Annotated in this window: 23 protein-coding genes; 9 read left to right on the top strand and 14 right to left on the bottom strand. The window is 41.1% G+C overall.

Annotation, left to right across the window (positions count from 1 at the left end):
- Nucleotides 1–122 precede the first annotated feature (122 nt).
- Nucleotides 123–842 (bottom strand): lysine/arginine/ornithine ABC transporter substrate-binding protein, encoded by a 720-nt coding sequence (locus tag PNEUHYL_RS12745; protein WP_059368730.1) that lies wholly within the window; start codon nt 840–842, stop codon nt 123–125.
- A gap of 239 nt (nt 843–1,081) precedes the next feature.
- On the opposite strand from PNEUHYL_RS12745, the gene rbsD reads away from it, so the two are divergent.
- The 9 genes from rbsD to PNEUHYL_RS12700 all read left to right on the top strand — a co-directional run bounded on the left by rbsD (nt 1,082) and on the right by PNEUHYL_RS12700 (nt 10,066).
- Entirely contained in the window at nt 1,082–1,501 is a 420-nt protein-coding gene (gene rbsD, locus PNEUHYL_RS12740) for a D-ribose pyranase (RefSeq protein WP_059368729.1), read from the top strand.
- A 13-nt stretch (nt 1,502–1,514) separates the two neighbouring features.
- Nucleotides 1,515–2,996, top strand: coding sequence for a ribose ABC transporter ATP-binding protein RbsA (gene rbsA / locus PNEUHYL_RS12735; RefSeq protein WP_059368728.1), 1,482 nt, complete (start codon nt 1,515–1,517; stop codon nt 2,994–2,996).
- A 60-nt stretch (nt 2,997–3,056) separates the two neighbouring features.
- Entirely contained in the window at nt 3,057–4,025 is a 969-nt protein-coding gene (gene rbsC / locus PNEUHYL_RS12730; protein ID WP_059368727.1) for a ribose ABC transporter permease, read from the top strand.
- A 19-nt stretch (nt 4,026–4,044) separates the two neighbouring features.
- Entirely contained in the window at nt 4,045–4,935 is an 891-nt protein-coding gene (rbsB, locus tag PNEUHYL_RS12725; protein ID WP_059368726.1) for a ribose ABC transporter substrate-binding protein RbsB, read from the top strand.
- A 90-nt stretch (nt 4,936–5,025) separates the two neighbouring features.
- Nucleotides 5,026–5,943, top strand: a complete 918-nt coding sequence (gene rbsK, locus PNEUHYL_RS12720) for a ribokinase (protein ID WP_059368725.1) — start codon at nt 5,026–5,028, stop codon at nt 5,941–5,943.
- Between the two features lie 28 nt (nt 5,944–5,971).
- Nucleotides 5,972–6,988, top strand: coding sequence for a substrate-binding domain-containing protein (locus PNEUHYL_RS12715; RefSeq protein ID WP_059368724.1), 1,017 nt, complete (start codon nt 5,972–5,974; stop codon nt 6,986–6,988).
- A 164-nt stretch (nt 6,989–7,152) separates the two neighbouring features.
- Entirely contained in the window at nt 7,153–7,224 is a 72-nt protein-coding gene (gene tnaC / locus PNEUHYL_RS13995; RefSeq protein WP_077434851.1) for a tryptophanase leader peptide, read from the top strand.
- Between the two features lie 98 nt (nt 7,225–7,322).
- Nucleotides 7,323–8,744, top strand: coding sequence for a tryptophanase (gene tnaA / locus PNEUHYL_RS12705; protein WP_059368723.1), 1,422 nt, complete (start codon nt 7,323–7,325; stop codon nt 8,742–8,744).
- A gap of 89 nt (nt 8,745–8,833) precedes the next feature.
- The gene (locus PNEUHYL_RS12700; RefSeq protein WP_059368722.1) at nt 8,834–10,066 is read left to right on the top strand and encodes an aromatic amino acid transporter; all 1,233 of its coding nucleotides are present in this window, start codon (nt 8,834–8,836) and stop codon (nt 10,064–10,066) included.
- A gap of 41 nt (nt 10,067–10,107) precedes the next feature.
- On the opposite strand, the gene cydC is transcribed toward PNEUHYL_RS12700, so the two are convergent.
- The 13 genes from cydC to hisB form a co-directional block, all read right to left on the bottom strand.
- Nucleotides 10,108–11,766, bottom strand: coding sequence for a thiol reductant ABC exporter subunit CydC (gene cydC, locus PNEUHYL_RS12695; RefSeq protein WP_059368721.1), 1,659 nt, complete (start codon nt 11,764–11,766; stop codon nt 10,108–10,110).
- Complete coding sequence (locus tag PNEUHYL_RS12690) at nt 11,759–13,504, bottom strand: ABC transporter ATP-binding protein/permease (protein WP_059368720.1); 1,746 nt, start codon at nt 13,502–13,504, stop codon at nt 11,759–11,761. Before PNEUHYL_RS12690 ends, cydC begins: the two co-directional genes overlap by 8 nt.
- A 73-nt stretch (nt 13,505–13,577) precedes the next feature.
- Nucleotides 13,578–15,860: a TonB-dependent hemoglobin/transferrin/lactoferrin family receptor gene (locus PNEUHYL_RS12685; RefSeq protein WP_239690327.1), complete on the bottom strand. Its 2,283-nt coding sequence runs from the start codon at nt 15,858–15,860 to the stop codon at nt 13,578–13,580.
- 199 nt (nt 15,861–16,059) lie between these two features.
- The gene (gene gyrB, locus PNEUHYL_RS12680; protein ID WP_059368718.1) at nt 16,060–18,483 is read right to left on the bottom strand and encodes a DNA topoisomerase (ATP-hydrolyzing) subunit B; all 2,424 of its coding nucleotides are present in this window, start codon (nt 18,481–18,483) and stop codon (nt 16,060–16,062) included.
- A 116-nt stretch (nt 18,484–18,599) separates the two neighbouring features.
- A complete protein-coding gene (hisIE, locus tag PNEUHYL_RS12675; RefSeq protein WP_059368717.1) occupies nt 18,600–19,217 on the bottom strand; it encodes a bifunctional phosphoribosyl-AMP cyclohydrolase/phosphoribosyl-ATP diphosphatase HisIE in 618 nt (205 codons plus the stop codon).
- Nucleotides 19,218–19,266: 49 nt separating this feature from the next.
- A complete protein-coding gene (gene hisF, locus PNEUHYL_RS12670) occupies nt 19,267–20,040 on the bottom strand; it encodes an imidazole glycerol phosphate synthase subunit HisF (protein WP_059368716.1) in 774 nt (257 codons plus the stop codon).
- The gene (hisA, locus tag PNEUHYL_RS12665; RefSeq protein ID WP_059368715.1) at nt 20,022–20,771 is read right to left on the bottom strand and encodes a 1-(5-phosphoribosyl)-5-[(5-phosphoribosylamino)methylideneamino]imidazole-4-carboxamide isomerase; all 750 of its coding nucleotides are present in this window, start codon (nt 20,769–20,771) and stop codon (nt 20,022–20,024) included. Before hisA ends, hisF begins: the two co-directional genes overlap by 19 nt.
- A gap of 11 nt (nt 20,772–20,782) precedes the next feature.
- The gene (locus PNEUHYL_RS12660) at nt 20,783–21,283 is read right to left on the bottom strand and encodes a hypothetical protein (protein WP_059368714.1); all 501 of its coding nucleotides are present in this window, start codon (nt 21,281–21,283) and stop codon (nt 20,783–20,785) included.
- A 9-nt stretch (nt 21,284–21,292) separates the two neighbouring features.
- Nucleotides 21,293–21,883, bottom strand: a complete 591-nt coding sequence (hisH, locus tag PNEUHYL_RS12655) for an imidazole glycerol phosphate synthase subunit HisH (protein ID WP_059368713.1) — start codon at nt 21,881–21,883, stop codon at nt 21,293–21,295.
- A gap of 22 nt (nt 21,884–21,905) precedes the next feature.
- Nucleotides 21,906–22,595, bottom strand: coding sequence for a GNAT family N-acetyltransferase (locus tag PNEUHYL_RS12650; RefSeq protein ID WP_059368712.1), 690 nt, complete (start codon nt 22,593–22,595; stop codon nt 21,906–21,908).
- A 51-nt stretch (nt 22,596–22,646) separates the two neighbouring features.
- Nucleotides 22,647–22,787 (bottom strand): hypothetical protein, encoded by a 141-nt coding sequence (locus PNEUHYL_RS12645; protein WP_418066651.1) that lies wholly within the window; start codon nt 22,785–22,787, stop codon nt 22,647–22,649.
- 142 nt (nt 22,788–22,929) lie between these two features.
- The gene (locus PNEUHYL_RS12640; RefSeq protein WP_059368711.1) at nt 22,930–23,529 is read right to left on the bottom strand and encodes a hypothetical protein; all 600 of its coding nucleotides are present in this window, start codon (nt 23,527–23,529) and stop codon (nt 22,930–22,932) included.
- Nucleotides 23,530–23,617: 88 nt separating this feature from the next.
- Nucleotides 23,618–24,703, bottom strand: coding sequence for a bifunctional histidinol-phosphatase/imidazoleglycerol-phosphate dehydratase HisB (hisB, locus tag PNEUHYL_RS12635; protein WP_059368710.1), 1,086 nt, complete (start codon nt 24,701–24,703; stop codon nt 23,618–23,620).
- Nucleotides 24,704–24,749: the final 46 nt, after the last annotated feature.

Genomic DNA, 24,749 nt, shown 5'->3' with positions numbered 1-24,749 from the left:
GCCCACCTTAGCGTGGGCTTTTTTATTGCTTCGGTTAATCAACACAACGTTGATTTGATGAGATAAAAAAACCGCACTTTGTCTAGCAAAAGTGCGGTCTGTTTTTTTACCGTTTTTTTAAATTACTTTTTCATCCATTTATCATAGATTTTTTGATATTCACCCTTTTCTTTAATCGCTTTCAAACCTTGATTTAAACGTTCTTGCAAGGCTTGATTGGATTTGTGTAATGCGATCCCTACACCGCGACCAAAATATTTCTCATTGGTGATTTTCTCACCGACAAATTCAATATTTGGCTCTTTCACCATAATATCCGCCAACAATGCCGTATCACTCAACACAATATCAATCCGCCCATTTTGCAAATCCAAAATCGCATCTTGTAAATTAACGTAAGATTTCGGTGAATATTGAGGAGTTTCGGCAACGGTATATTGCTGGAAAGTCGAGCCGTTTTGTACCCCGATATTTTTCGCTGTCGCTAAATTTCCTTTTCCCTTTAATGCAACGTAGCTTGCCGAGCTATCATAATAAGGATCACTGAATAAAACCTGTTTTTCTCGGGATGGCGTAATATCAATTGCCGACATTACCGCATCAAAGCGCTTTGCTTTCAAACTAGGAATTAAAGCGTCAAACGGTTGGGTTTTAAAATGGCAGGTTGCTTGAATTTCTTTACAAATGGCTTGCGCAATATCGATATCAAACCCCTCCAACTCACCTTTCTCCGTTGTCATTTCAAAAGGCGGGTAACTCGGTTCCGTACCAAAGGTCAATTCCTGCGCATTTGAAAATGTCGCTGCCCCTGCCAAAATACTGAGTAAAAGCTGCTTTTTCATTGTGTCCCCCTGTGTTTGCATTGTTATTTATCTGAATGCATAGTAAATAATCTTAACGCTATACACAATCATTATTCACGACTTTCTGACTGCGTTAGGTTCATCCCTTAGAAATGATCTTATTAAAATTCTGTGATCATTCTCACAAATTTAACATTTACTCATTGTATTTCTATTTTTTCTCTCTAGTATTTCCCCACGCCATCGAAACGTTTCGATAAACCTAAAAGGATTTTTTGATGAAAAAAACAATGTTATTAAATGCACAACTTTCTCATTGCATTGCGACTTTAGGTCATACCGACAGCATTACCATTTGTGATGCCGGACTACCGATTCCATTAAATGTGGAACGTATAGATTTAGCCCTTACCGCCGGTGTGCCACGTTTTTTACAAACCTTCGATGTTGTTATAAATGAAATGTTTGTGGAGCGTGCCTTGATCGCCGAGGAAATCAAACAAAAAAATCCTGAAATATTGACCGCACTTTTAGCGAAACTCCAACAACTTGAAACTGCTCAAGGCAATCAAATTCAGCTGGAATTTGTGCCGCACGAAATCTTCAAAAAACATACCCAGCAAAGCAAAGCGATTGTACGCAGTGGCGAATGTTCGCCTTATGCCAATGTGATTTTATATTCCGGCGTGCCGTTTTAACGAAGGTAAAATGATGGAAACCCTACTCAAAATCAGCGGTGTAAATAAATCCTTTCCCGGTGTGAAAGCCTTGAATAAGGCTTGTCTGTCAGTGTATGCCGGCCGTGTAATGGCATTGATGGGCGAAAACGGTGCGGGCAAATCAACCTTGATGAAAGTGCTGACCGGTATTTATTCCAAAGATACCGGGACGATTGAATATCTTGGCAACGAAGTATCGTTCAACGGGCCAAAAGCGTCTCAAGAGGCCGGTATTAGCATTATTCATCAAGAGCTTAATTTAGTGGGCAATCTCAGCATTGCAGAAAATATTTTCCTTGGGCGTGAATTTAAAACACGCTGGGGGGCGATTAATTGGCAAAAAATGCACGCCGAAGCAGACAAACTGTTAGCACGTTTAGGCGTAACCCATAGTAGCAAAAAATTATGTTCCGAACTTTCCATCGGCGAACAGCAAATGGTGGAAATCGCCAAAGCGTTAAGTTTTGAATCTAAGGTTATCATTATGGATGAACCGACGGACGCATTAACCGATACGGAAACGGAGGCTTTATTCAACGTTATTGCTGAGCTTAAAGCGGAAAAACACGGCATTGTTTATATTTCCCACCGTTTAAAAGAAATTTTCCAAATTTGCGACGACGTTACCGTTTTACGTGACGGACAATTTATCGGCGAACGGGCAGTGGCGAATCTGACCGAAGATGAGTTGATTGAAATGATGGTGGGTCGCCGCCTCGACGAACAGTATCCGCACCTGCCACAAGAAAAAGGCGACTGCGTATTGAATGTCGAACATATCAGTGGCAGTGGTATTAATGATGTTTCTTTTAAACTTTATGCCGGCGAAATTGTGGGCGTATCCGGCTTAATGGGGGCTGGCAGAACAGAGCTTGGCAAATTACTTTACGGTGCTTTACCGAAAACCGCCGGCAAAGTGCGGTTAAAAAATCAAGAGATTGAAAATCGCACGCCACAAGACGGCTTGAACAACGGCATTGTCTATATTTCTGAAGATCGCAAAGGCGACGGTCTTATTTTAGGGATGTCCGTAAAAGAAAATATGTCGCTTACCGCACTTGAACATTTTTCTCAAAAAGGTTCAATTCACCACCAAGCGGAAAGCATGGCGGTGGATGATTTTATTGCGATGTTTAACATTAAAACCCCAAGCCGTGAACAAAAAGTGGGCTTGCTTTCCGGCGGCAATCAGCAAAAAGTGGCGATTGCACGCGGTTTGATGACCCGCCCAAACGTGTTGATTTTAGACGAGCCGACACGCGGTGTGGATGTGGGCGCACGAAAAGAAATTTATCAGCTGATCAACGAATTTAAAAAAGACGGCTTGAGTATTTTGATGATTTCATCCGATATGCCGGAAGTGCTTGGTATGAGCGACCGCATTTTGGTTATGCACGAAGGCAAAATCAGTGCAGAATTTTCTCGTGAAGCAGCAACACAAGAAAAATTACTCGCCGCCGCCATTGGCAAATAGACTTAAAGTCGGTTTCAAAAGTGCGGTCGATTTTACGGATAAATTTTTAAGGTAAACATGATGACAACCCAAACTTCTCGTTTCCAATTTGGGAAATTTTTGATTGAACAACGTTCTTTTATTGCACTGATTATTCTCATTGCTATTGTGTCGATGATTAATCCGAATTTTTTCAGTGTGGATAATATTCTGAATATTTTGCGTCAAACCTCCGTGAATGCCATCATCGCCGTGGGGATGACGTTCGTGATTTTAATTGCAGGGATTGATCTTTCTGTGGGATCGGTCTTAGCACTCACAGGCGCAATTGCCGCTTCAATGATCAGCCTTGAACTGCCGATTTTACTGGTCATTCCGGCAACCTTGTTACTCGGCACAATGCTTGGCGGTATCAGCGGGATGATCGTCGCCAAAGGGAAAGTGCAAGCCTTTATTGCTACCCTTGTTACCATGACGTTATTACGCGGCGTAACCATGGTTTATACGGACGGTCGCCCGATTACAACGGGATTTTCTGACAGCGCCGATGTATTTGCCACCCTTGGTACGGGTTATCTGTTGGGAATTCCGGTGCCGATTTGGATTATGGCGGTGGTGTTCGCGGTGGCTTGGTATATTTTGAAACACACCCCGATCGGGCGCTATATTTATGCCCTTGGCGGTAACGAATCCGCCACCCAACTTTCCGGTATTAATGTTAATAAAATCAAAGTGTTTGTTTTCGCTGTGAGCGGTTTTTTATCCGCCCTTGCCGGTTTAATTGTTACTTCCCGTTTATCTTCCGCACAACCCACCGCCGGCGTATCCTATGAACTTGATGCGATTGCGGCGGTCGTTGTAGGCGGAACCAGCTTAATGGGCGGCAAAGGGCGTGTAATGGGAACACTCATTGGAGCATTGATTATCGGATTTTTAAATAATGCCCTGAATTTATTAGATATTTCATCTTACTATCAAATGATAGCAAAAGCGTTGGTTATTCTGGTTGCCGTTTTAGCCGATAACTATCTTGGTACAAAAAAACTGTAACTTACTTTAAGGAGAAATTATGAAAAAATTAGCTACACAATTGACCGCACTTAGTTCCACCGTATTATTAGGTTTAGCCGTTTCCGGCACGGCTTACGCACAGGATACCATCGCCTTAGCGGTATCTACCTTGGATAATCCGTTTTTTGTAACCTTAAAAGACAGCGCACAGAAAAAAGCGGATGAATTAGGTTACAAACTGGTGGTGCTTGATTCACAAAATGACCCGGCAAAAGAATTAGCCAACGTAGAAGACTTAACCGTTCGCGGTGCAAAAGTGCTTTTGATTAATCCGACCGATTCCGAAGCGGTAAGCAATGCCGTTGCCATTGCCAACCGCAATAATATTCCGGTCATTACGTTAGACCGTGGCTCGGCAAAAGGTAAAGTCGTCAGTCATATTGCCTCCGATAATGTCGCCGGTGGTAAAACGGCAGGGGATTTTATCGCACAAAAATTAGGTGACGGTGCAAAAGTGATTCAACTTGAAGGGATTGCCGGCACATCTGCTGCACGCGAACGCGGCGAAGGCTTTAAACAGGCGGTTCAATTACATAAATTTGATGTACTTGCCAGCCAACCGGCGGACTTCGATCGCACAAAAGGTTTAAACGTAACTGAAAACTTACTTGCCAGCAAAGCGGAGGTGCAAGCGATTTTTGCACAAAACGATGAAATGGCATTGGGTGCGTTGCGAGCCATTAAAGCGGCCAATAAAAACGTACTGGTTGTAGGCTTTGACGGCACTGATGATGCGATAAAAGCCGTGAAAAGCGGGAAATTGGCGGCAACCGTGGCGCAACAGCCTGATTTAATCGGTTCGCTCGGTGTGGTAACAGCAGACAAAGTGTTAAAAGGCGAGAAAGTAGAAGCACAAATTCCGGTTGATTTGAAAGTCATTACCGAATAATCATTTGTAGGCGGACACTTATCCGCCTACAATCAAATCAATATGTTACAGCTGACGGGTAAAAATGCCCCAACGGATTAGAGATCAACAATGAAAAAACTGACTGTTCTCGGCAGCATCAACGCCGATCATGTTATTGCCGTCCCTTATTTTGCCAAACCCGGTGAAACCTTGACGGGTAAGAATTATCACATCGCCTACGGTGGTAAAGGGGCAAACCAAGCCGTTGCGGCAGCACGTTTGGGGGCTAAGGTCGCGTTTATTGGTTGCATTGGGGATGATGGTATAGGTGCATCGATGAAAAATGCTTTTACGCAGGACGGCATTGATACCGCCCATATCAAGACGGTTTCGCAAGAAATGACCGGAATGGCGTTTATTCAAGTAGCTCAAACCGGTGAAAACAGCATTGTGCTAGCCCGTGGTGCAAATGCATTTTTAGACGAACAAATCGTATGTAACGCTGAAGAACGGATTGCCCAATCAGATTGCTTACTGATGCAATTGGAAACTCCGATTTCAGGTGTAGAACTTGCCGCACAAATCGCGAAAAAACATAACGTACAAGTGGTGTTAAACCCTGCACCAGCCCAACCGTTATCCGATCACTTATTGGGCTTAATCGACATTATCACGCCAAATGAAACTGAAGCAGAAATTCTTACCGGCGTACGCGTAACGGATGAACAAAGTGCGGTCAATGCCGCGCGTGTTTTTCACGAAAAAGGTATCGGCTGCGTGATCATTACGCTCGGCGCAAAAGGCGTGTTTGTCAGCCAATACGGCAAAAGCCAAATGATGAAAGGATTCCGCGTACAAGCGGTAGATACCACGGCGGCGGGCGATACCTTCAACGCTGGTTTCATTACCGCTTTATTGGCAGGGCAATCCCTTGATGAAGCGATTCGTTTCGGACAAGCCGCTGCAGCGATTAGCGTAACACGCGAAGGCGCACAACCGTCTATTCCAAGTCGTCAAGAAACCTTAGAATTTCTCACAAACAACTAAAAGTGCGGTTAAAAATAGCGATGTTTCTATGGCAACGATGAAAGATATTGCCCGATTGGCAAAGGTTTCGACTTCGACGGTTTCTCACGTCATTAACGGTTCACGCTTTGTCAGCGATGAAATTCGAGAAAAAGTAATGAGCGTGGTAGCAGAACTGAATTACACGCCATCCGCTGTGGCGCGTAGCCTGAAAGTACGCGAAACAAAAACCATCGGGTTGCTTGTTACCGCAACCAATAATCCTTTCTTTGCCGAAGTCATGGCAGGCGTAGAGCAATATTGCCAGCAACATCAATATAATCTCATTATTGCCACCACCGGAGGTGATGCCGGACGATTACAACAAAATTTACGGACACTACTTCATAAACAGGTGGACGGCTTATTATTGATGTGTGGCGACAGCCGTTTTAATGCGGATACGGAACTGACCGTTTCCGTGCCATTGGTGGTAATGGATTGGTGGTTTACCGAATTAAACGCCGACAAAATTCTCGAAAACTCGGAACTTGGCGGATATTTAGCAACTAAGACGTTGATTGATGCCGGTCATCAACAAATTGCCATTATCACCGGCAATCTAAAAAAGTCTGTTGCACAAAATCGCTTAAAAGGTTACAAAAAAGCCTTAATGGAGTCGAAAATCCCACTCAATCCCCATTGGATTGTGGAAAGCCATTTCGATTTTGCAGGCGGTGCCGCCGGTATGCAAAAATTGCTTGCGATACCACATCGCCCAACCGCCGTATTTTGTTGCAGCGATGCCATTGCGGTTGGTGCTTATCAGGTGCTTCAACAACAGGGTTTACGTATTCCGGAGGATATTTCCGTCATTGGCTACGATGACATCGAACTTTCCCGTTATCTTTCTCCCCCTCTTTCTACCATCAGTCAGCCTAAAGCCGAATTAGGCAAACTCGCCGTAGAATTATTACTGCAACGGATAAAAAACCCGAATGAGCCTTATCAAACACTCACCCTCAGCCCTACCCTACAATTACGAAAATCGATTAAAAATATAAGTGATAAAGCTCAATTTATTTAAACTTCTTTGTTAAACAGAACAGAAAAATATTGTGTGACAGGCTTCACAAATTAAAAAAATAACAGATGACAGATTTTATTTTTGTATTATTCTGACCTCACTTTGTAGTTAGAAGTAAGCCGTTAGTAGTATTAAGTTTCTATTTTCTTACAAAGGATTTTAATATGCTTAACTTGCTTTCACCGAACCAAACTTGGGTACTTATCGATCCAAGATTATCTTTCTATTTTCCATAGTCCGCCATCCTTTCTTTTTCTATTTACTACCGTTCTATTTTCATTTTAGAAAATAATTTTTACTTAAATTAATCAAATTAATTTTTGAGGATTTTGCTATGGAAAATTTTAAACATTTACCCGAACCTTTCCGCATTCGAGTTATTGAACCGGTGAAAAGAACAACCCGAGAATATCGAGAAGAGGCAATTTTAAAATCAGGAATGAACCCATTTTTACTAGATAGTCAGGATGTTTTCATCGATCTTTTAACCGACAGCGGTACCGGTGCGGTAACACAAGATATGCAGGCTGCAATGTTGCGCGGTGACGAAGCTTACAGTGGCAGTCGTAGCTATTATGCGCTGGCAAATTCCGTGAAAGAAATTTTTGGCTATGAATACACCATCCCAACTCATCAAGGCCGAGGTGCGGAACAAATTTATATCCCCGTATTAATTGCCAAACGTGAGCGAGAAAAAGGCTTGGATCGCCGTAAAATGGTTGTATTTTCCAATTATTTCTTCGATACCACACAAGGTCATAGCCAAATAAATGGGGCAACCGTGCGTAACATTTATATCAAAGAAGCCTTTGATACTTCAGTAAAATATCCGTTCAAAGGTAATTTTGATTTAGAAAAATTGGAACAAGGTATTCAAGAAGTCGGTGCGAATAATGTGCCTTATATCGTTTGTACCATCACTTGTAACTCCGCCGGGGGACAACCTGTTTCCATCGCTAATTTAAAAGGTATGTATGAAATTGCACGGAAATACGATATTCCGGTAATTATGGATTCCGCCCGCTTCGCTGAAAATGCCTATTTTATTCAGCAACGTGAAGACGCTTATAAAGATTGGACAATCGAACAAATCACTTACGAAAGTTATCGCTATGCCGATTGTTTGGCAATGTCTGCCAAAAAAGACGCAATGGTGCCAATGGGGGGGATTTTAGCCTTCAAAGATCAATCCATGGAAGAGGTTTATCATGAATGTCGCACCCTTTGCGTTGCACAAGAAGGCTTCCCGACTTATGGCGGTTTAGAAGGCGGAGCCATGGAACGTTTAGCAATCGGTTTACGTGACGGAATGCGGCAAGAATGGTTAGCTTATCGTATCGCACAAATTGAATATTTGGTTGCAGGACTTGAACGCATTGGGGTAGCCTGCCAACAACCCGGCGGGCACGCCGCTTTCGTTGATGCCGGTAAATTATTACCGCATATTCCGCCGGAGCAATTCCCAGCCCAAGCCCTTTCTTGTGAACTTTATAAAGTTGCCGGCATAAGAGCGGTCGAAATTGGTTCGTTTTTATTAGGAAGAGATCCAAAAACAGGACAACAGTTGCCTTGTCCTGCCGAGTTATTACGCCTTACGATTCCACGTGCGACCTACACCCAAACCCACATGGATTTCATTATTGAAGCCTTCCAAAAGGTGAAAGAAAACGCAGCAAATATTAAAGGATTAACCTTTACTTATGAGCCGAAAGTTTTACGTCATTTCACCGCACGATTGAAAGAAGTGGAATCATAAAAAAATTATCCTAGAAAATGCAGTTCATTTTGAGCTGCATTTTTTATCAAAGACTTATTTCAATACATTGTTATTGATAAGGATTCAATATGAAAAAACAACCTTCCATTTTCGGTGGTTCCTGTATTATTGCCAGCGTTTGCGTGGGTGCCGGAATGCTTGGATTACCGACCTCGGGTGCAGGCGCATGGACAATATGGTCTGCTGTCGCAATTTGTTTAACCATGATACTCATGACATTATCAGGCTGGTTATTGCTTGAAGCCTACTCCACCTATGATTTAAGAGCGTCATTTAGTACCGTCACGAAAGATATGTTGGGTTCCACCATTAATGCGATTAATAATCTTGCCGTCTATTTCGTAGGAGGGATCTTACTTTATGCTTATACCACTGCTTCCGGCGGCATCATAGAAAACTTAATTAAACCATGGATTAACTTAGGTTCTTTCGGATTAGCCATTTGTTCGACTGTATTCGTATTAATCTTTTCGTATTTTGTCTGGCATTCCACCCGTATTGTAGATCGCATTTCCGTCTTACTGATTGTCTTTATGGGGCTCACTTTTGTTATTAGTATCTCTGGGTTAGCCGTCAATATTTCTTTGGATAATCTTTTTGATATTGGCGGAAAAGAAGGCGATTATGCAAAATATGCGATTGGGATGTTTCTGGTTGCCTTAACTTCCTTTGGTTATCATCACTCCGTTTGTAGTATGCGCGCATATTATGGCGAAGAACGGAAAGCAAAATATGCCATTTTAGGAGGAACAGGGATTGCCCTAACACTTTATCTCATTTGGATTTTTGTTATTTTTGGTAATCTTCCGCGCGATCAATTTGCGCCTATTCTGGAGAGCGGTGGAAATTTAGATGTATTGCTGAATACCCTCGGTAATGTTATTGAATCAAATACGGTTAAACAAATGATTAATGCGTTTTCCATCGCCGCCATTTTATCTTCCTTTATTGGCGTAGGATTAGGCGTATTTGATTATCTTGCCGATTTCTTTAAATTTGATAACAGCAAAAGCGGACGCACAAAATCTTGGATTGCGACCTTCTTTCCACCCCTCATTATGTCGATCCTATTTCCATTGGGCTTCTTGAAAGCCATTGGTTATGCCGGTGCGGTAGCAACGATTTGGACTTGCATTATTCCGGCACTTTTGGTTTACAAATCAAGAAAACGCCACTATATGGCGGGATTTCGTGTTGGCGGAGGGAACGGGTTAATTATTTTCACGGCTTTATTCGGTGTATTTGTTGCCATCGCCCATTTTTTAATGATGTTTAATTATCTGCCTCACTTTCAAGGTTAATGTTACAACAAAAAAGTGCGGTCATTTTCAACCGCACTTTTTTACGACATCCGCCCGCTTTCTATTCTAATAACCTGATCGCAAATTGCCATTGTGGATTGGCGATGGCTGACAAGAATAATCAGTTTATCCGCCTTAACGTTGCGCAATGATTGTAAAATAATCGCCTCGTTTAAACTATCCAGATTACTCGTCGGCTCGTCCAGCAAAATGATTGGGGCATTGTGTAAGAAAGCACGGGCAATACCAATGCGTTGTTTTTCCCCATCGGAAAGATTGCCGCCCAATTCCGTCATTTTAGTTTGATAACCTGCCGGTAAACTCATAATGAAATCGTGGATTGATGCCTGTTTAGCGGCTTCAATGATTTGATCTTGCGTCGCAGAACGGTGCGCAAGACGAATATTTTCTTCAATCGTGTCATTAAAAATATAGGTTTGTTGGGTTATATACGCCATATTGTCACGCAGGCTCGCCGTATTAATATCGCCAAGCGGTGTACCGTTAATGCAAATTTTTCCTTGTTGCGGATCGTAAAAACGCATTAAAAGCTTTAATAACGTGCTTTTTCCGCTACCGCTTCTGCCATGAATACCTAAAATGTGTCCTTTCTGTAACTGCAAATTAATATCCGTGAGAATTAGTTCGTCACCATAAGTAAAACTCAGGTTTTCTACGCGAATTTCAGAAACATTGTCTAAATTGACCGCACTTTCTACCTCTTTTAATACGGGCTGTTCCGCCAACAAACTCAATACCCGCTCACCGGATGCCAAAGTTTGCAATAAATTACTGGAAAGATTACTCAAGGCAATAACCGGGCCGTAACTCGACATCAATAAAATTACTCCGATTAAAAAACCGGCAAAATCCAGTTTATTCAAGCTGAATAAAATCAAACCAATAAATAAAATAATGATATTGAACACGGAAACCGCAATTTCCGTATAAACCCGCACTTTACCTTCTTGATCTTTGATTTTACGAAATGCCTGATCGATGGATTGACTGCGTTGTCGGATTTCATCTAAACGTTTTTTTGCATAACCAAAAAGCTGAATTTCTTTCATACCACGGATGCTATCGAGGAAAAAATCATTCATTTCCCCCACAAGTTCGCGATATTGTCTGCCGTCTTCACGGGCTAATTTAGTCGCGATGATCGGTAAAACCACGCCAATACAAAGATATGCAGCAAGCGCTATTAAGGCAAACCATAGGGAAAAATGAGCAAATACCGACACTAAAATGGCAGAAGTAAAGAATGCAATCATAATCGGTGCAATGGTGTGAGCGTAGAATACTTCAAGCAGCTCAATATCATTTGTGACTAAAGATACAAGCTGACCGGCTTGTTTATCCTGCAATTTAACAAATGCCAGACGACGTAAAGCGGAAAAGACTTTATCACGCAATAATGCCAGCAATTTGAACGCAATATAATGACCGGACATTTGCTCTAAATAACGTAATATGCCACGGGCAACGGCAAGGACAATAAGTGCGGTCAAAATTTGGGTTAAATTTAAATGCCCGTCAAAACCAAGCAGATGAGCCAACCCCATTGCCCCCAACACCATAATAAAAATCGCACTTAGAAAGCCGAGCGTTCCCATTGTGATGGTAAACAGCATAATATGTGCAAGCGGTTTGACCAGCTGTAGTAACTGCCACATCACTAAAAATCCGTTTTTACGCATTTACCACCTCTCTAATTTGCTCTAAAGATTTTTGTTGTCGGAACATTTCCGCATAAGCGCCATTTTCTGTTATTAAGGTAGTATGCGTGCCTTGCTCAATCAATTTACCTTTTTCCAACACATAAATATTATCTGCATTCACTGCGTTAGCAAGGCGATGGGAAATCATCACAATCGTTTTGTGTTGTTTAAATTGTCGGATAAATTTCAAGATCACCTCTTCGCTTTCTACATCAATATTACTGGTGGCTTCGTCAAAAATATAAAACCTCGCATTATGCAACAACGCTCTAGCCAAGGCTAAACGCTGAATTTGACCGCCGGATAAATTTGTGCCACGGCTTAATAAAGGCATATCCAAACCGCCATTTTCACGCACAAAGTCGGCTAAATTGACTTGTTCCAAACATTGGTAAATTTGTTCATCGGAGGCATCGGTTTTTGCCATTTGCATATTTTCACGCAAAGAACCTTTAAACACATAGCTGCTATGGCTAACCAATGAAACATTTTCGTAAAAGGAAGTTCGGTTAATTTCAACGACATTTTGCCCATTAAATAAAATCTCACCTTTCTGCGGTTTGTAAAATCCCATTAATAACGATACCAGTGTGGATTTTCCGCAACCGCTTTTACCGACAAAAACCGTGAGTTGATTTGACGGAATCGTTAAATTCAAACCTTGAATCGCTGGTTTTTCCTCGGAGTAGGCAAAATGTAAATCCTGTATTTCTACTTGCACATTATTTTTTGCAGCAAAACCGACCGCACTTTGTTGTGTTTCCACAGGCGTATCAAGCAAAGTAAAAATCTTATCGGAGGCGGCTTTACCGTTCATTGCCACATGGAAAAAAGAACCTAATAAACGCAAGGGAATAAAAAATTCCGAGGCAAGCAAGATAAACAATATCACACCTAAAATACTGATTTGATTCTCTTGATATTGCAAAAGTGCGGTTAATATCCCGACAGCTGTGCCACCATAGGCGAGTAAATCCATTAATGAAACGGAATTAAGCTGCATTGTCAGCACTTTCATTGTAATGGTGCGAAATTGTTCCGCTTCCGCATCCATTTGTTTAGCTTTATAGCCGTCATCTTGATAGATTTTTAGTGTAATCAAACCCTGTAAATTATCTAAAAAACTACTTCCCAGCCCGACATAGATCGCCCAATATTTTGCCAAGAGTTTTTTGGCAATTTTATTCACGGCAATAATAGACATTGGGATAAGCGGTACGCACACCAACAAAATGAATGCGGTCGGTACATTAAAAAAGACTAAGAAAAAGAATAAGGTGAGAGGGGCAAGCAAGCTATAAAATAACTGGGGTAAGTAACGCCCAAAATAGATTTCTAATTGCTCCACGCCTTCTGAGGCAACCTGAATAATACTTGAGGTAGATTGTTGATTAACTTGATTAAGCGGCATTCCCGCCAATTTACGATAAATCAAACTGCGTAATTCATGCTTCACCCTTGTGCTGGCAAAATAAGATGCCTGTACGGATTTTTTACCGGCAAATACCCGCAGAGCCAGTGCAGCCAGCAAAATTGCGCCCAAACCAACCGCACTTGGTATGCGAAGATCGCCTAACAATGAGGCTTGTAAGATATATGAAAATACGACTGCCGTGACAATACCGCCGACTAAAGCAAACCAGTTCCAAAGTACGGTAACTGCAATCCATTTTTTACTCTCCGCCACAGTATTAATCAGACGCTTATCTATCATCATAACGATTACTCCTAAAACGAAAATAAGTACGCCTAACAAAATGCGTACTTTCTGTATAACAGCTTAAAAAATGCTAGAAACGAATCTCAACGGAAGCGGCAACGTTTCTGCCCGGTGCGTAGAAACGTTGAAGCCCGTGACCGTTACGGTCAACGGCATTTGTTGTGCTATGCGCATTAATTCCCCGTAACGCATCCCAGGTGTGATATTTTTTATCAAACAAATTATAAACACCCGCACGTAACGTAATGCTATCCGTTGGGTTGTAATAACCGAATAAATCGGTAATAAAAGCGGATTTATTGAGATATTTGTAAGTCACAATTTCTTGTTTGTATTCATGTTCGACACATTGAAGCATGCCATACCAATAATCAAATTCTTCTCGAATGCAATATCGATTATTTTCAATCGTTTTTGCCTCTTTTGCTTTTTTACCGCCTAAATAAGTGAAACGGCTAAAAATACCCCATTTCCCGTTCGGATCTTCATAATCCAATCCAAATACGGTTTTTATTGGTTGGATAGAGAGTAAATCGGTTCCGTTTGAAAGTTTACCTTTGCTATAACCTAACGAACCATAAAATTTAAACCCTTTTGGAATAAATGAAGCCATTTGATCTAAATTTAAGTGGGTTTTTATTTCAATGCCGCTCACTCTCGCACGATCAATATTGACCATTTGTTGTTCTAAACTCTGAAATTTTTTCCCATAAGAATAAGAGGTGATAACACTTTCTTGTTCAAATAAGAAATTGTGATAGCGGGACTGATAAACACTGACATCAAATAATCCTACATCACTACGGGATTGCGCGAAAATGGTATGGCTAACACTACGTTCTGATTTTAAATCCGGATTTGCCCGCCAAGAACCATAAGCATTTTGAAAGGTGAAATACATTTCCGATGCCGTTGGAATACGATAGCCGGTGGAAAGCTGATAACCTAGTTTCCATGTTTCCGTAACCTGAGCATTTAATCCAATAAAACCGCTCCAATTCGCAAAGCTACTTGGGTTTAGTTCTCCGCCTTCCAAACAAGCTTTAGAACATTGTGCATTAAGGGCTTTAGGTTTTAATTTGGCATAGTCATAACGAATGCCTAAATCAGAAGAAAAAATAGGATTCCATACAATGTGATCTTTTAAAGAAATGCCATACATTTTTGTTTTAACCGGACGTTGAATCGTGTACCAATCATCGCTTTCATAACTTTTCCCAATACCGATTCTATCGTGGTTAATATTTTTAAATTCACGTTCACTCATATAGCTTTTTAACGTGAGTGTATGCTCTCCCAATAAATTAAACGGCATACTTTCAAATTCTAGATTTGCACGTTTAAACTCAGTTTTCATTCTTCTGTCAAAAATTTCATCAAGTTCTTTCTCTTGCGTCAATCTGTTAGTGCCGCCTTTGTAATTAACCGCCGCAAGATTCGTTTTTTGATAATCCAAATCCAGTTTCGCAAAAGATAACCAACTTGATTCGGATACATAGGTATAATTTAGGTTAATATTGTAGCGTTTATTTTGGTCATCGGCTTCGCGCCAAGCTCCGCCGTAAAGCGTGTAACTACGTTCATCCGTATAACGATTGCCCTTTTGACCGTTTATAGCAAAGGCAATCCGATGATGATCATTAATTTGATAGCCTAATTTAGCTAAATAGCTATGAAAACGATGTGTTGACGGATCGGGATGCTGGCTTTCACTGTGGTAATATAAATCCCCATCACCATTACTTTTCATTTCATGGCCGGTACGTTGGGAATACATAAGTAATGCATCAAACTTATCACCAACATAACCTATGCCAAAGGTACGAACCCATTCACTATTTTTTCCGGCATAGCCGCCACGTAATAGCGCACCAAATTTTTTGCCGGGCTTAACTATATCAATTGCTTCAAGTGTACGATAAGCCACAACGCCACCCAACGCACCGCTTCCTGAGTTAAATGCATCTGCGCCTCTCACAATATCGATCTCACGAACTAATTCGGAATCAATAGATAAACGTGAACTATTAAAGTTGCCATAACGGGCATATAAAGAATTTTCTTCACTATCCGGTAAATTAATACCATCAACACTTATGCCAACTCGGTTACCCTCAACACCTCGAATAGAAAAACCTTTCAAAAAACGACCGTTATCACTGATACCAACATCGGAGGTATAACGAACTAAATCTCGAGTATCGCGAATCAACTCTTTTTGAATGGTTTCTGCATTTTTGTGAATTACTGAGGATTGGGTTTGGCGGGTTGAAACCAGTTCATCTTGAACGTTAATTTCATCTAATTTTTCTTCTGCATTTGCGACATTAATATTTGATAAAACAATGCCCATAGGTAACAGGCTGTAAGCCGTTATTCGTAGTTTATTCTTTTTCATAATGATTTCCTTAGATAAAACTTACGGCGAATTATAAAAAAGAAAACCAAAGAAAAAAATAATGATATTGAGAATAATTTTTATTTTGTGATCTTTATCAAAAAAACCGCACTTTATAAAAGTAAAAGTGCGGTCATTTTTTTCTGCTTTTTGATTAAATATCGAGATTTGCTCTTAATGCATTCAATTCGATAAACTCTCGACGCGGTTCTACCTCATCGCCCATTAGGGTTGTAAAGAGTTGATCAGCCGCTACGGCATCTTTAATAGACACTTTCAACATACGGCGTGCATTTGGATCCATCGTCGTTTCCCAAAGCTGATCAGCATTCATTTCACCTAATCCTTTGTAGCGTTGAACTTCCAAACCTTTGCGAGATTCTTTCACTAACCATTCTACGGCTTGTTCAAAGGTGCGTACCGGCTGTACTTTTTCACCACGAGCAACATAGGCTCCGTCCTCTAACAAGCCATTTAATTGATTATTGAGTGAAACAATTTTCGCATATTCATTACCGCTTACGAAATCAAAGTTAATAAAGTAATCGTTATCTATGCCGTGTTTACGAACGGTAATGACCGCTTCATAGACTTGACGTTCGGCATTGAATTGAGTACGCATCGCATATTGATGTGCTTCGCTTTCTTTTTCTTCTAGTTGTTGAATGAAAGATTTACCCCAATTCTCAACCGCACTTTCGTCACGCATCATCTCAATAGTAAGCGGAGCTTGATAGATTAAGCCTTGCAATAATGGCGTTGGATAATGACGACTTAAACGCACAATTAATTTTTGTACGCTGTTATATTCTGCGACCAATTTTTCAAAAACAAGGCTATTCATTGCCGGCGCGTTTTCACTGATATGTAACGTAGCACCATCAAGCGCAAGCGTTAATTCATATTGTTCCATCTCGTCCGCATCTTTAATGTAACGTTCTTGTTTGCCTTTTTTCACTTTATAAAGCGGTGGTTGGGCGATATACACATAACCGCGCTCAATAAGCTCCGGCATTTGGCGATAGAAAAATGTAAGTAAAAGCGTACGAATATGTGAGCCATCCACATCCGCATCAGTCATAATAATGATATGGTGGTAACGCAATTTATCCGGGTTATATTCATCACGCCCGATACCACAACCCAATGCAGTAATCAACGTTCCCACTTCTTGAGAAGAAAGCATTTTGTCAAAACGGGCTTTTTCAACGTTTAGAATTTTCCCTTTTAATGGCAAAATAGCTTGGGTTTTGCGATCTCGCCCTACTTTTGCCGACCCCCCTGCGGAATCCCCCTCCACTAGGTAAAGTTCTGAAAGCGCAGGGTCTTTTTCTTGGCAATCCGCAAGTTTACCCGGTAGTCCGGCAATATCTAATGCGCCTTTACGGCGTGTCATCTCACGGGCTTTACGGGCTGCTTCACGAGCCCGTGCCGCCATAATAATTTGATTAACAATGATTTTCGCATCGGCAGGATTTTCCAATAAATATTCCTGCATTTTCTCATTCATTGCCGATTCCACTGCACTCTTCACCTCAGAAGAAACCAATTTATCTTTCGTTTGCGAAGAAAATTTTGGGTCTGGCACTTTCACAGAAATAATCGCCACTAAACCTTCACGAGCATCATCGCCTGAAGTTGCGACTTTTTCTTTTTTCAATAGACCTTCACTTTCCATATAGTTGTTTAAACTACGGGTCAGAGCACCACGAAAACCGGCTAAGTGTGTGCCGCCATCACGTTGCGGAATATTATTGGTGAAGCAATAAACGTTTTCATTCACACCATCATTCCATTGCAATGCCACTTCCACACCTATACCGTCTTTTTCTGCCGTAAAGTAGAAAGGTTTCGGGTGAATTGGATTTTTATTTTTGTTTAAGTACTCAACAAAGGCTTGAATCCCACCTTCATAGTGGAAATGATCTTCTGCGCCATCACGTTTATCAATCAAGCGAATAGATACACCGGAATTCAAAAACGAAAGTTCACGCAAGCGTTTTGCAAGAATTTTGTAATCAAACGTTGTGATGGCAAAAATATCCGGACTTGGCCAGAAACGCACGGTCGTACCGCTGACATCAGTATCACCAATCACGGTTAATGGCGCTTGCGGTTCACCTAAATGATAGAACTGTTCATGCACATGACCTTGACGACGAATAGTAAGCTGTAATTTGTCAGAAAGCGCATTGACTACCGATACCCCCACGCCGTGCAAACCACCTGATACTTTATAAGAGTTATCGTCGAATTTACCGCCTGCGTGAAGCACTGTCATAATCACTTCCGCTGCTGAAACACCTTCTTCCGGATGAATATCCACGGGAATTCCACGACCATCATCTTGCACAGACACCGAATTATCATCATGAATTGTCACGATAATATCGGAACAATGACCTGCCAATGCCTCATCAATCGCGTTATCCACCACCTCAAACACCATATGGTGCAAGCCGGTGCCATCATCGGTATCACCAATATACATACCCGGGCGTTTACGTACTGCATCTAGCCCTTTTAATACTTTGATACTGGATGCACCGTAGTTATCGGTCATGGTCGTTTCTGACATAATTAATCTCTATTTTGTAAATGAAAATTGGGCGAGATTATAGCAAAAAATGCGCTAATTAGCGAATAATTACCAAAAAGGCTCTTATTCTAAAAAGCAGTTCCTTGAGGTGAAAATTATTCGGTATGACGCTCTTTCAATTTACTGATCACATCAGCCCACGATAATCCCGCATCCTGTAATAGGACCGTGAGGTGATAGGCTAAATCGGCGGCTTCGCAAATCGTTTCCTCACTATCTTTCACTGTGGCGGCAAGGGCGGTTTCAACACCTTCCTCGCCGACTTTTTGGGCGATCCGTTTTGTGCCTTTAGCGTAAAGTTGAGCAGTATAAGAACTTTGCGGATCTGCCCCTTTACGGCTGGCAATTAACCGCTCCAATTTGCTGAAAAAGATCCAATCCGGCTCGCTCTGCTCAAATTGATAAAAACAACTTTCCGCTCCTGTATGACACGTTTCGCCTATCGGATCGGCTAGAATTAACAGGCTGTCATTATCGCAATCTAGGCTCATATCCACCACATTAAGAAAATGCCCTGAGGTTTCGCCTTTTGTCCATAAGCGTTGTTTGGTGCGGGAATAAAAGGTTACTCTCTTTTCGGATAGTGTTTTTTCTAATGCCTCTGGGTTCATATAGCCCAGCATCAGCACCTCACAGGTTTTTGCATTTTGCACGATAACCGGAAGAAGATTATCGACTTTTTGCCAGTTGATTTCGGTTAGATTGATTTGCATATTATTCCTCAATGCTCTTCTAATTGTTTTAGGATTTTACTACTGTTAACTATGTACGAACGTTCACAGCTTCTTGTTTGAGGTAAGATTTTAACTCCCCAATCTGAATAATCTGCTTATGAAACACACTCGCCGCCAATGCACCGTCCACATTTGCTTCAATAAACGCATCACGAAAATGAACCATTTCCCCTGCACCGCCCGAAGCAATTAAAGGGACATTACAAATTGACCGCACTTTTTTCAGTTGTGCCAAATCATAGCCGTTGCGAACACCGTCTTGGTTCATCATATTTAGCACGATTTCCCCCGCCCCCCGTTGCTGCACTTCCTTCACCCAATCTAATAACTGCCATTGGGTTTGGCGAGTACGTTTTTCATCACCAGTGTATTGATTGACCCAATATCTACCGCTTTCCGCTTCAAACCAGCTGTCGATCCCCACCACGATCGCCTGCACGCCAAAGCGATCCGCCAATCTGGAAATCAGAGCGGGATCGGCTAACGCCGGTGAGTTGATCGAAATTTTATCCGCTCCAAAGGCAAACAGTTTTTCAGCATCTGCTACCGTCTTGATACCGCCTGCCACGCAAAACGGAATATCAATCACCTTAGCCACTCGCTCCACCCAGCTTTTATCCACGGTTCGACCGTCCGATGAAGCGGTAATGTCATAAAATACCAGCTCATCTGCGCCCTCTTGAGCATAGCGTTGTGCAAGCGGTACGATGTCGCCGATAATCTCGTGGTTGCGGAATTGCACCCCTTTAACCACTTGCCCGTCTTTCACATCTAAGCAAGGAATTATCCGTTTTGCCAACATTTGATTGCCTCCTCGACATTAAATTTGCCTTCCAACAAGGCTCGTCCGACAATCACGCCTGCTACGCCCGTGCCTTTGAGTGCTGCAATATCGGCAAGTGAACCGATACCGCCTGAAGATTGAAATTGAACTTCAGGGAAAGCCGCACAAATTTCACGGTAAAGGGAAACGTTTGAACCGGCAAGCGTGCCGTCTCGTGAAATATCGGTGCATAAAACGTGTTTTAAACCGACCGCTTGGTATTCTTCGATCAACTCTTCAAGGGATACCCCGCTTGCCTCTTGCCAACCGCTAATCGCAATGATTTTCTGACCGCTTGCATCAATGTTGACATCTAAGGCAAGGACAAATTTGTCTGCCCCATATTGCTCAAACCAACTTTTTACCATTGCACGATCTTTCACTGCCGTTGAGCCAATCACGACACGATTTGCGCCGACAGTCAGTAGATCCGCTACATCTTGCTTAGTACGGATACCACCACCCACCTGAATTTTACAATTCGCCGCTTCAATAATCTTGCCGATAAGCGCAGTCTGTCTTTTAGCAGGATCTTTCGCCCCGGTCAGATCAACCAAATGCAACTGCTTCGCCCCTTGGCTGATATACTCGGCAAATTGAGCGATAGGGTCATCGCTGTAAGTCGTTTGCTTGGCATAATCCCCTTGATGTAACCGTACGACTTTGCCGTCAATCAAATCAAGGGCAGGGATAATTTGTGTTTTTTTCATCATTCTTCCTATTATTTAATTTTTAAAATATCTAAATGAGGTAAAGCGCCCGTATCTAGAATATGCTTTTCTAACTCAATTAAATAAGTCTCTAATTTTTGCTGATATTTTTGGCTTTTATCTTGATCTTTTAGTACCCTACATATTTCTAACTGGCTATAAATCTCTAACAGCGAATATTTTAAATGATAAATATAGTTATCCGGCAAATTTAAACTATTTAAGTAACTAAAATCTGTACTAAATATTTCCTTTTCTCTAAAAAGTTTGACGATTAATTTTAACTTTTGTCGTTCTTCAAAAGAAATAAATTCATTTAGAACATCAAATAGTTTTAAAGGATTATCCCGAAAATTAAAAGAGATTAATTCAAGATATACCTTTTGTGGAAATAGCGTTTCTGCTTGTTTCGAATAAAGCCAAATTTCAAAACGTTGACTATCTTGATAGTCAGTTAAAACAGGCAGAACTTTCCATATCCAGTTTGAGATTTTATCATCAACGATACCCATAATTAGCAATCATAGATTTTCTACAAAGTTTCTCAATAGCATAGCCCCATTTTTCCCCGACCGCTCCGGGTGGAACTGTACCCCATAGAAATTATCCCGTTGAATCGCAGCAGAAAATGCCACGCCATAATTAGCCGTTGCTATCGTATGCTGATTTGGCAATACCGCATAACTATGCACAAAGTAAAAGTGGCTATCTTGCTCAATCCCGGCAAAAAGCGGGTGATCCGGCTCATAACCAACCTTATTCCAACCCATATGCGGCAAGGGTAAATCGCAATTCGGCAATAAGCTCGTTTTGCCTTGCATCACATTTAGCGTTGCGACATTGCCTTCGGCAGAAAATTCGGTCATTAACTGCATTCCCAAGCAAATGCCAAGCATTGGCTGAGTCGCATTTCGGATTGCGTCAATCAAATTGCGATCTTGTAAAATTTGCATCGCAGCCTGTGCCGTTCCCACGCCGGGGAGTAACAATTTGTCGGCGGATTTGATTTTGGCTAAATCACGGCTAATTTCCGCCTGAATATTCAGGCGATCAAAGGCAAATTTGACAGATGACAGGTTTGCACAGCCTGTGTCGATGATGGTGATATTCACATAATGTCCTTAATTATTATTTTCAAATCTTAGAAAGAGATAATATTTGCTTGCCGTTTTCATCAAAATTGTCATTCGCAAGCCAACGTTGAAAACGGGCTTTATTTTTCTCCCATTCACTGTCTAGCATAGAAAACCAAGCCGTATCTCTATTTCTTCCCTTATAAACTTGTGATTGTCTAAAAGTACCTTCATAAATAAAACCTAGACGTAACGCAGCTTTGCGAGAAGGTGCGTTTAAACTATCACATTTCCATTCATAACGGCGATATTTCAATGTTTCAAACACATATTCGGCAAGTAAAAATTGGGCTTCTGTCGCTATTCTGGTTTGCTGTAATTTAGGGGAATAGATCACCCAACCCACTTCAATCACTCGATTACGCGGGTCAATCCGCATTAACGCAAATGTCCCGATAGCCTGTTGAGTCGCTTCATCAATAATTGCAAAATAATAAGGATCTTGTGAGGTTTCAATCTGACTTAAATAAGCCATTAACGCCTCTTTTTGCTGAAAAGGCTCTAAAGGCAAATAAGTCCAATAATGCTGTGGTGAAGAATAGACTTCAAATAAATCATCAGTATGTTTAACGGCGGATAATTTCTCCAAACGGCAATATTGCCCCTGTAATAACGCAATATTCGGTAACTCGCCGTTAGAAAAATCGGGTAACGTTTTACCTATCGGTTGATTAAATTGATTGTACCTCATTGATTTTCTCCTTATACAAGCGGTTAGATTGACTCAATTTTTGTAAAATATCTATTCTATCTTTTGGAATAATAAACAAGCTCTCACTTCTTTTAAGCCGAAGAATAAAAATTCTACCTCAAAGCGTTTAGTGCCTTTTAAATCAGGATTTGGCTTGTGGTGGCTTAACCAATGATCAAACTTATTTAGCATTTTCTTTTCTCAAATAGGATATAGAAGTTTACTTAGCTTAGATCTTGTTTGATTTAGACTGAGTTACCCAATCATCCTAAAGAAAATTTGACGGAGGAAAGATTGGCTCAGGCGGTATCGATGATTACAATCATAAGCTCCCCTAAACTTTAAAGAATGGTGATATTATCGTTATAATATCTGCAATAAAAGAACTTAATTTAGGAACTTTTTCCTTTATTTCTTCTAGAAAATTCAAGTCATTAATATCCTGTTTTTTATTCTCTAATAAATTCTTTTCAATATTTTCTATTGTGTTAATTAATTTAATAAAATCATCTTTTTCAAACTCATAGGAATTATTAATAATTTCTGATTTCTTTGATTTTATATTCGTAATGGTTGTATTAATAATGATTTGCTTAACATTACTGATATTCACATTCTCTGAATTAATTATGAATGTATTTTCCCTACTTAACAAAACTTCAGCATAGTATGGGCCAAAGTATTGATTACACCACTTATCTATAATTGAATTTGTTATATAACGATAAATCCCATATTTATATGTTATAACTTTATAATGAACTGTATTTATAAAAACATCCAAGCCATGTTCACCATAAGCAAGTAAGAATGCAGATATAAACGTATCTCTTTCTGATCTATGATAACGATATGTTCTTTTAAAATTTACACCTTCAGGCTCAAATTTTATTTCATGTTCCTTTAAATATTCAAATGCTTTATCTTTAGTCATAGCAATTCCTTAATATTCTATATAACAATTTTTAACGTTATTAAATCTAATCTCCCTTTCGGATGGATACAAAACCTGCCTCTACGGATCACAACACTCCCTTACTACTCGGCAACTCACTCCCTTCCACCTTAATTGCCTGTCTTAACGTTCTGCCGAACACTTTAAACAGGCTTTCGATTTTGTGGTGGTCGTTGTCGCCTTTGGTTTTCAGGTGCAGGGTCGCCATTAGGGTATAGGCGAGGGATTGGAAAAAATGCTCGGTCATTTCGGTGCTGAAATCGCCCACTTTATCCCGTTTGAACTTCGCTTTGAATTTGAAATAGGGGCGACCCGATAAGTCGAGGGTACATTCTGCTTTACATTCGTCCATTGGCAGTACAAAGCCGAAACGGGCAATGCCCCGTTTATCGCCAAGGGCTTGTTTGATTGCTGTGCCAAGCGCAAGGGCGGTATCCTCGACAGTGTGATGTTCATCAATCCATAAATCCCCTTTGCAAGACACGTTCATTCTGAACCCGCCGTGTGTCGCAATTTGATCGAGCATATGGTCGAAAAAACCCACACCGGTGCTGATTTCATTCATCCCCGTTTCGTCCAACCAAACTCGCACCTTAATGTCGGTTTCTTTGGTTTTACGCACCACTTCGGCATAGCGTGGGGGACGCTCAGTGCAAGCGGTCGGTTGCATTGATAATTTTTCAACAATCAGATCCCAACTCAACTTTTCAGGGTGATATTGTAAGGCTCGAATTCCGAGATTTTCAGCAAGTTGCACATCTGTTTCCCGATCGCCGATCACAAAACTTTGACTGGGATCAAAACGTTTTTCATAGAGATATTTTTGTAATAATTTCGTTTTCGGCTTGCGGCAATCGCAGTGATCTTCAGGCTTATGCGGGCAGATCAACACCTCGTCAAAATGAATGCCTTGTGATGAAAAGAGTTGCATCATCGCATTATGCGGTTTGTCAAAGTCCGCTTGCGGAAAGGATTTTGTGCCTAAGCCGTCTTGGTTGCTCACCATTACCAAACGGTAACGTTTTTGCAATGTCAGCAAAGCAGGGATAACGTTCGGCTCAAATTTCAGTTTTTCCAGACTATCAATTTGAAAATCGGTTTTCGGTTCGTCAATCAGTGTGCCGTCTCGGTCGATAAATAGAGTGGGTTGCATCTTGTTGCCCTCTTTGTTTATCCTGTTCAATAGGGGTTAATATAAT

The organism is Rodentibacter caecimuris (assembly GCF_001019715.1).
GTDB classification, from domain to species: domain Bacteria; phylum Pseudomonadota; class Gammaproteobacteria; order Enterobacterales; family Pasteurellaceae; genus Rodentibacter; species Rodentibacter caecimuris.
This window is presented reverse-complemented; position numbering and strand designations above follow the sequence as displayed.

What these genes read in the sequence shown, in the direction of transcription:
- PNEUHYL_RS12745 (WP_059368730.1), bottom strand. Translation starts at nt 842, where the DNA reads ATGAAAAAGCAGCTTTTACTCAGTATTTTGGCAGGGGCAGCGACATTT.
- rbsD (WP_059368729.1), top strand. Translation starts at nt 1,082, where the DNA reads ATGAAAAAAACAATGTTATTAAATGCACAACTTTCTCATTGCATTGCG.
- rbsA (WP_059368728.1), top strand. Translation starts at nt 1,515, where the DNA reads ATGGAAACCCTACTCAAAATCAGCGGTGTAAATAAATCCTTTCCCGGT.
- rbsC (WP_059368727.1), top strand. Translation starts at nt 3,057, where the DNA reads ATGACAACCCAAACTTCTCGTTTCCAATTTGGGAAATTTTTGATTGAA.
- rbsB (WP_059368726.1), top strand. Translation starts at nt 4,045, where the DNA reads ATGAAAAAATTAGCTACACAATTGACCGCACTTAGTTCCACCGTATTA.
- rbsK (WP_059368725.1), top strand. Translation starts at nt 5,026, where the DNA reads ATGAAAAAACTGACTGTTCTCGGCAGCATCAACGCCGATCATGTTATT.
- PNEUHYL_RS12715 (WP_059368724.1), top strand. Translation starts at nt 5,972, where the DNA reads ATGGCAACGATGAAAGATATTGCCCGATTGGCAAAGGTTTCGACTTCG.
- tnaA (WP_059368723.1), top strand. Translation starts at nt 7,323, where the DNA reads ATGGAAAATTTTAAACATTTACCCGAACCTTTCCGCATTCGAGTTATT.
- PNEUHYL_RS12700 (WP_059368722.1), top strand. Translation starts at nt 8,834, where the DNA reads ATGAAAAAACAACCTTCCATTTTCGGTGGTTCCTGTATTATTGCCAGC.
- cydC (WP_059368721.1), bottom strand. Translation starts at nt 11,766, where the DNA reads ATGCGTAAAAACGGATTTTTAGTGATGTGGCAGTTACTACAGCTGGTC.
- PNEUHYL_RS12690 (WP_059368720.1), bottom strand. Translation starts at nt 13,504, where the DNA reads ATGATGATAGATAAGCGTCTGATTAATACTGTGGCGGAGAGTAAAAAA.
- PNEUHYL_RS12685 (WP_239690327.1), bottom strand. Translation starts at nt 15,860, where the DNA reads ATGGGCATTGTTTTATCAAATATTAATGTCGCAAATGCAGAAGAAAAA.
- gyrB (WP_059368718.1), bottom strand. Translation starts at nt 18,483, where the DNA reads ATGTCAGAAACGACCATGACCGATAACTACGGTGCATCCAGTATCAAA.
- hisIE (WP_059368717.1), bottom strand. Translation starts at nt 19,217, where the DNA reads ATGCAAATCAATCTAACCGAAATCAACTGGCAAAAAGTCGATAATCTT.
- hisF (WP_059368716.1), bottom strand. Translation starts at nt 20,040, where the DNA reads ATGTTGGCAAAACGGATAATTCCTTGCTTAGATGTGAAAGACGGGCAA.
- hisA (WP_059368715.1), bottom strand. Translation starts at nt 20,771, where the DNA reads ATGAAAAAAACACAAATTATCCCTGCCCTTGATTTGATTGACGGCAAA.
- PNEUHYL_RS12660 (WP_059368714.1), bottom strand. Translation starts at nt 21,283, where the DNA reads ATGGGTATCGTTGATGATAAAATCTCAAACTGGATATGGAAAGTTCTG.
- PNEUHYL_RS12650 (WP_059368712.1), bottom strand. Translation starts at nt 22,595, where the DNA reads ATGAGGTACAATCAATTTAATCAACCGATAGGTAAAACGTTACCCGAT.
- PNEUHYL_RS12645 (WP_418066651.1), bottom strand. Translation starts at nt 22,787, where the DNA reads ATGCTAAATAAGTTTGATCATTGGTTAAGCCACCACAAGCCAAATCCT.
- PNEUHYL_RS12640 (WP_059368711.1), bottom strand. Translation starts at nt 23,529, where the DNA reads ATGACTAAAGATAAAGCATTTGAATATTTAAAGGAACATGAAATAAAA.
- hisB (WP_059368710.1), bottom strand. Translation starts at nt 24,703, where the DNA reads ATGCAACCCACTCTATTTATCGACCGAGACGGCACACTGATTGACGAA.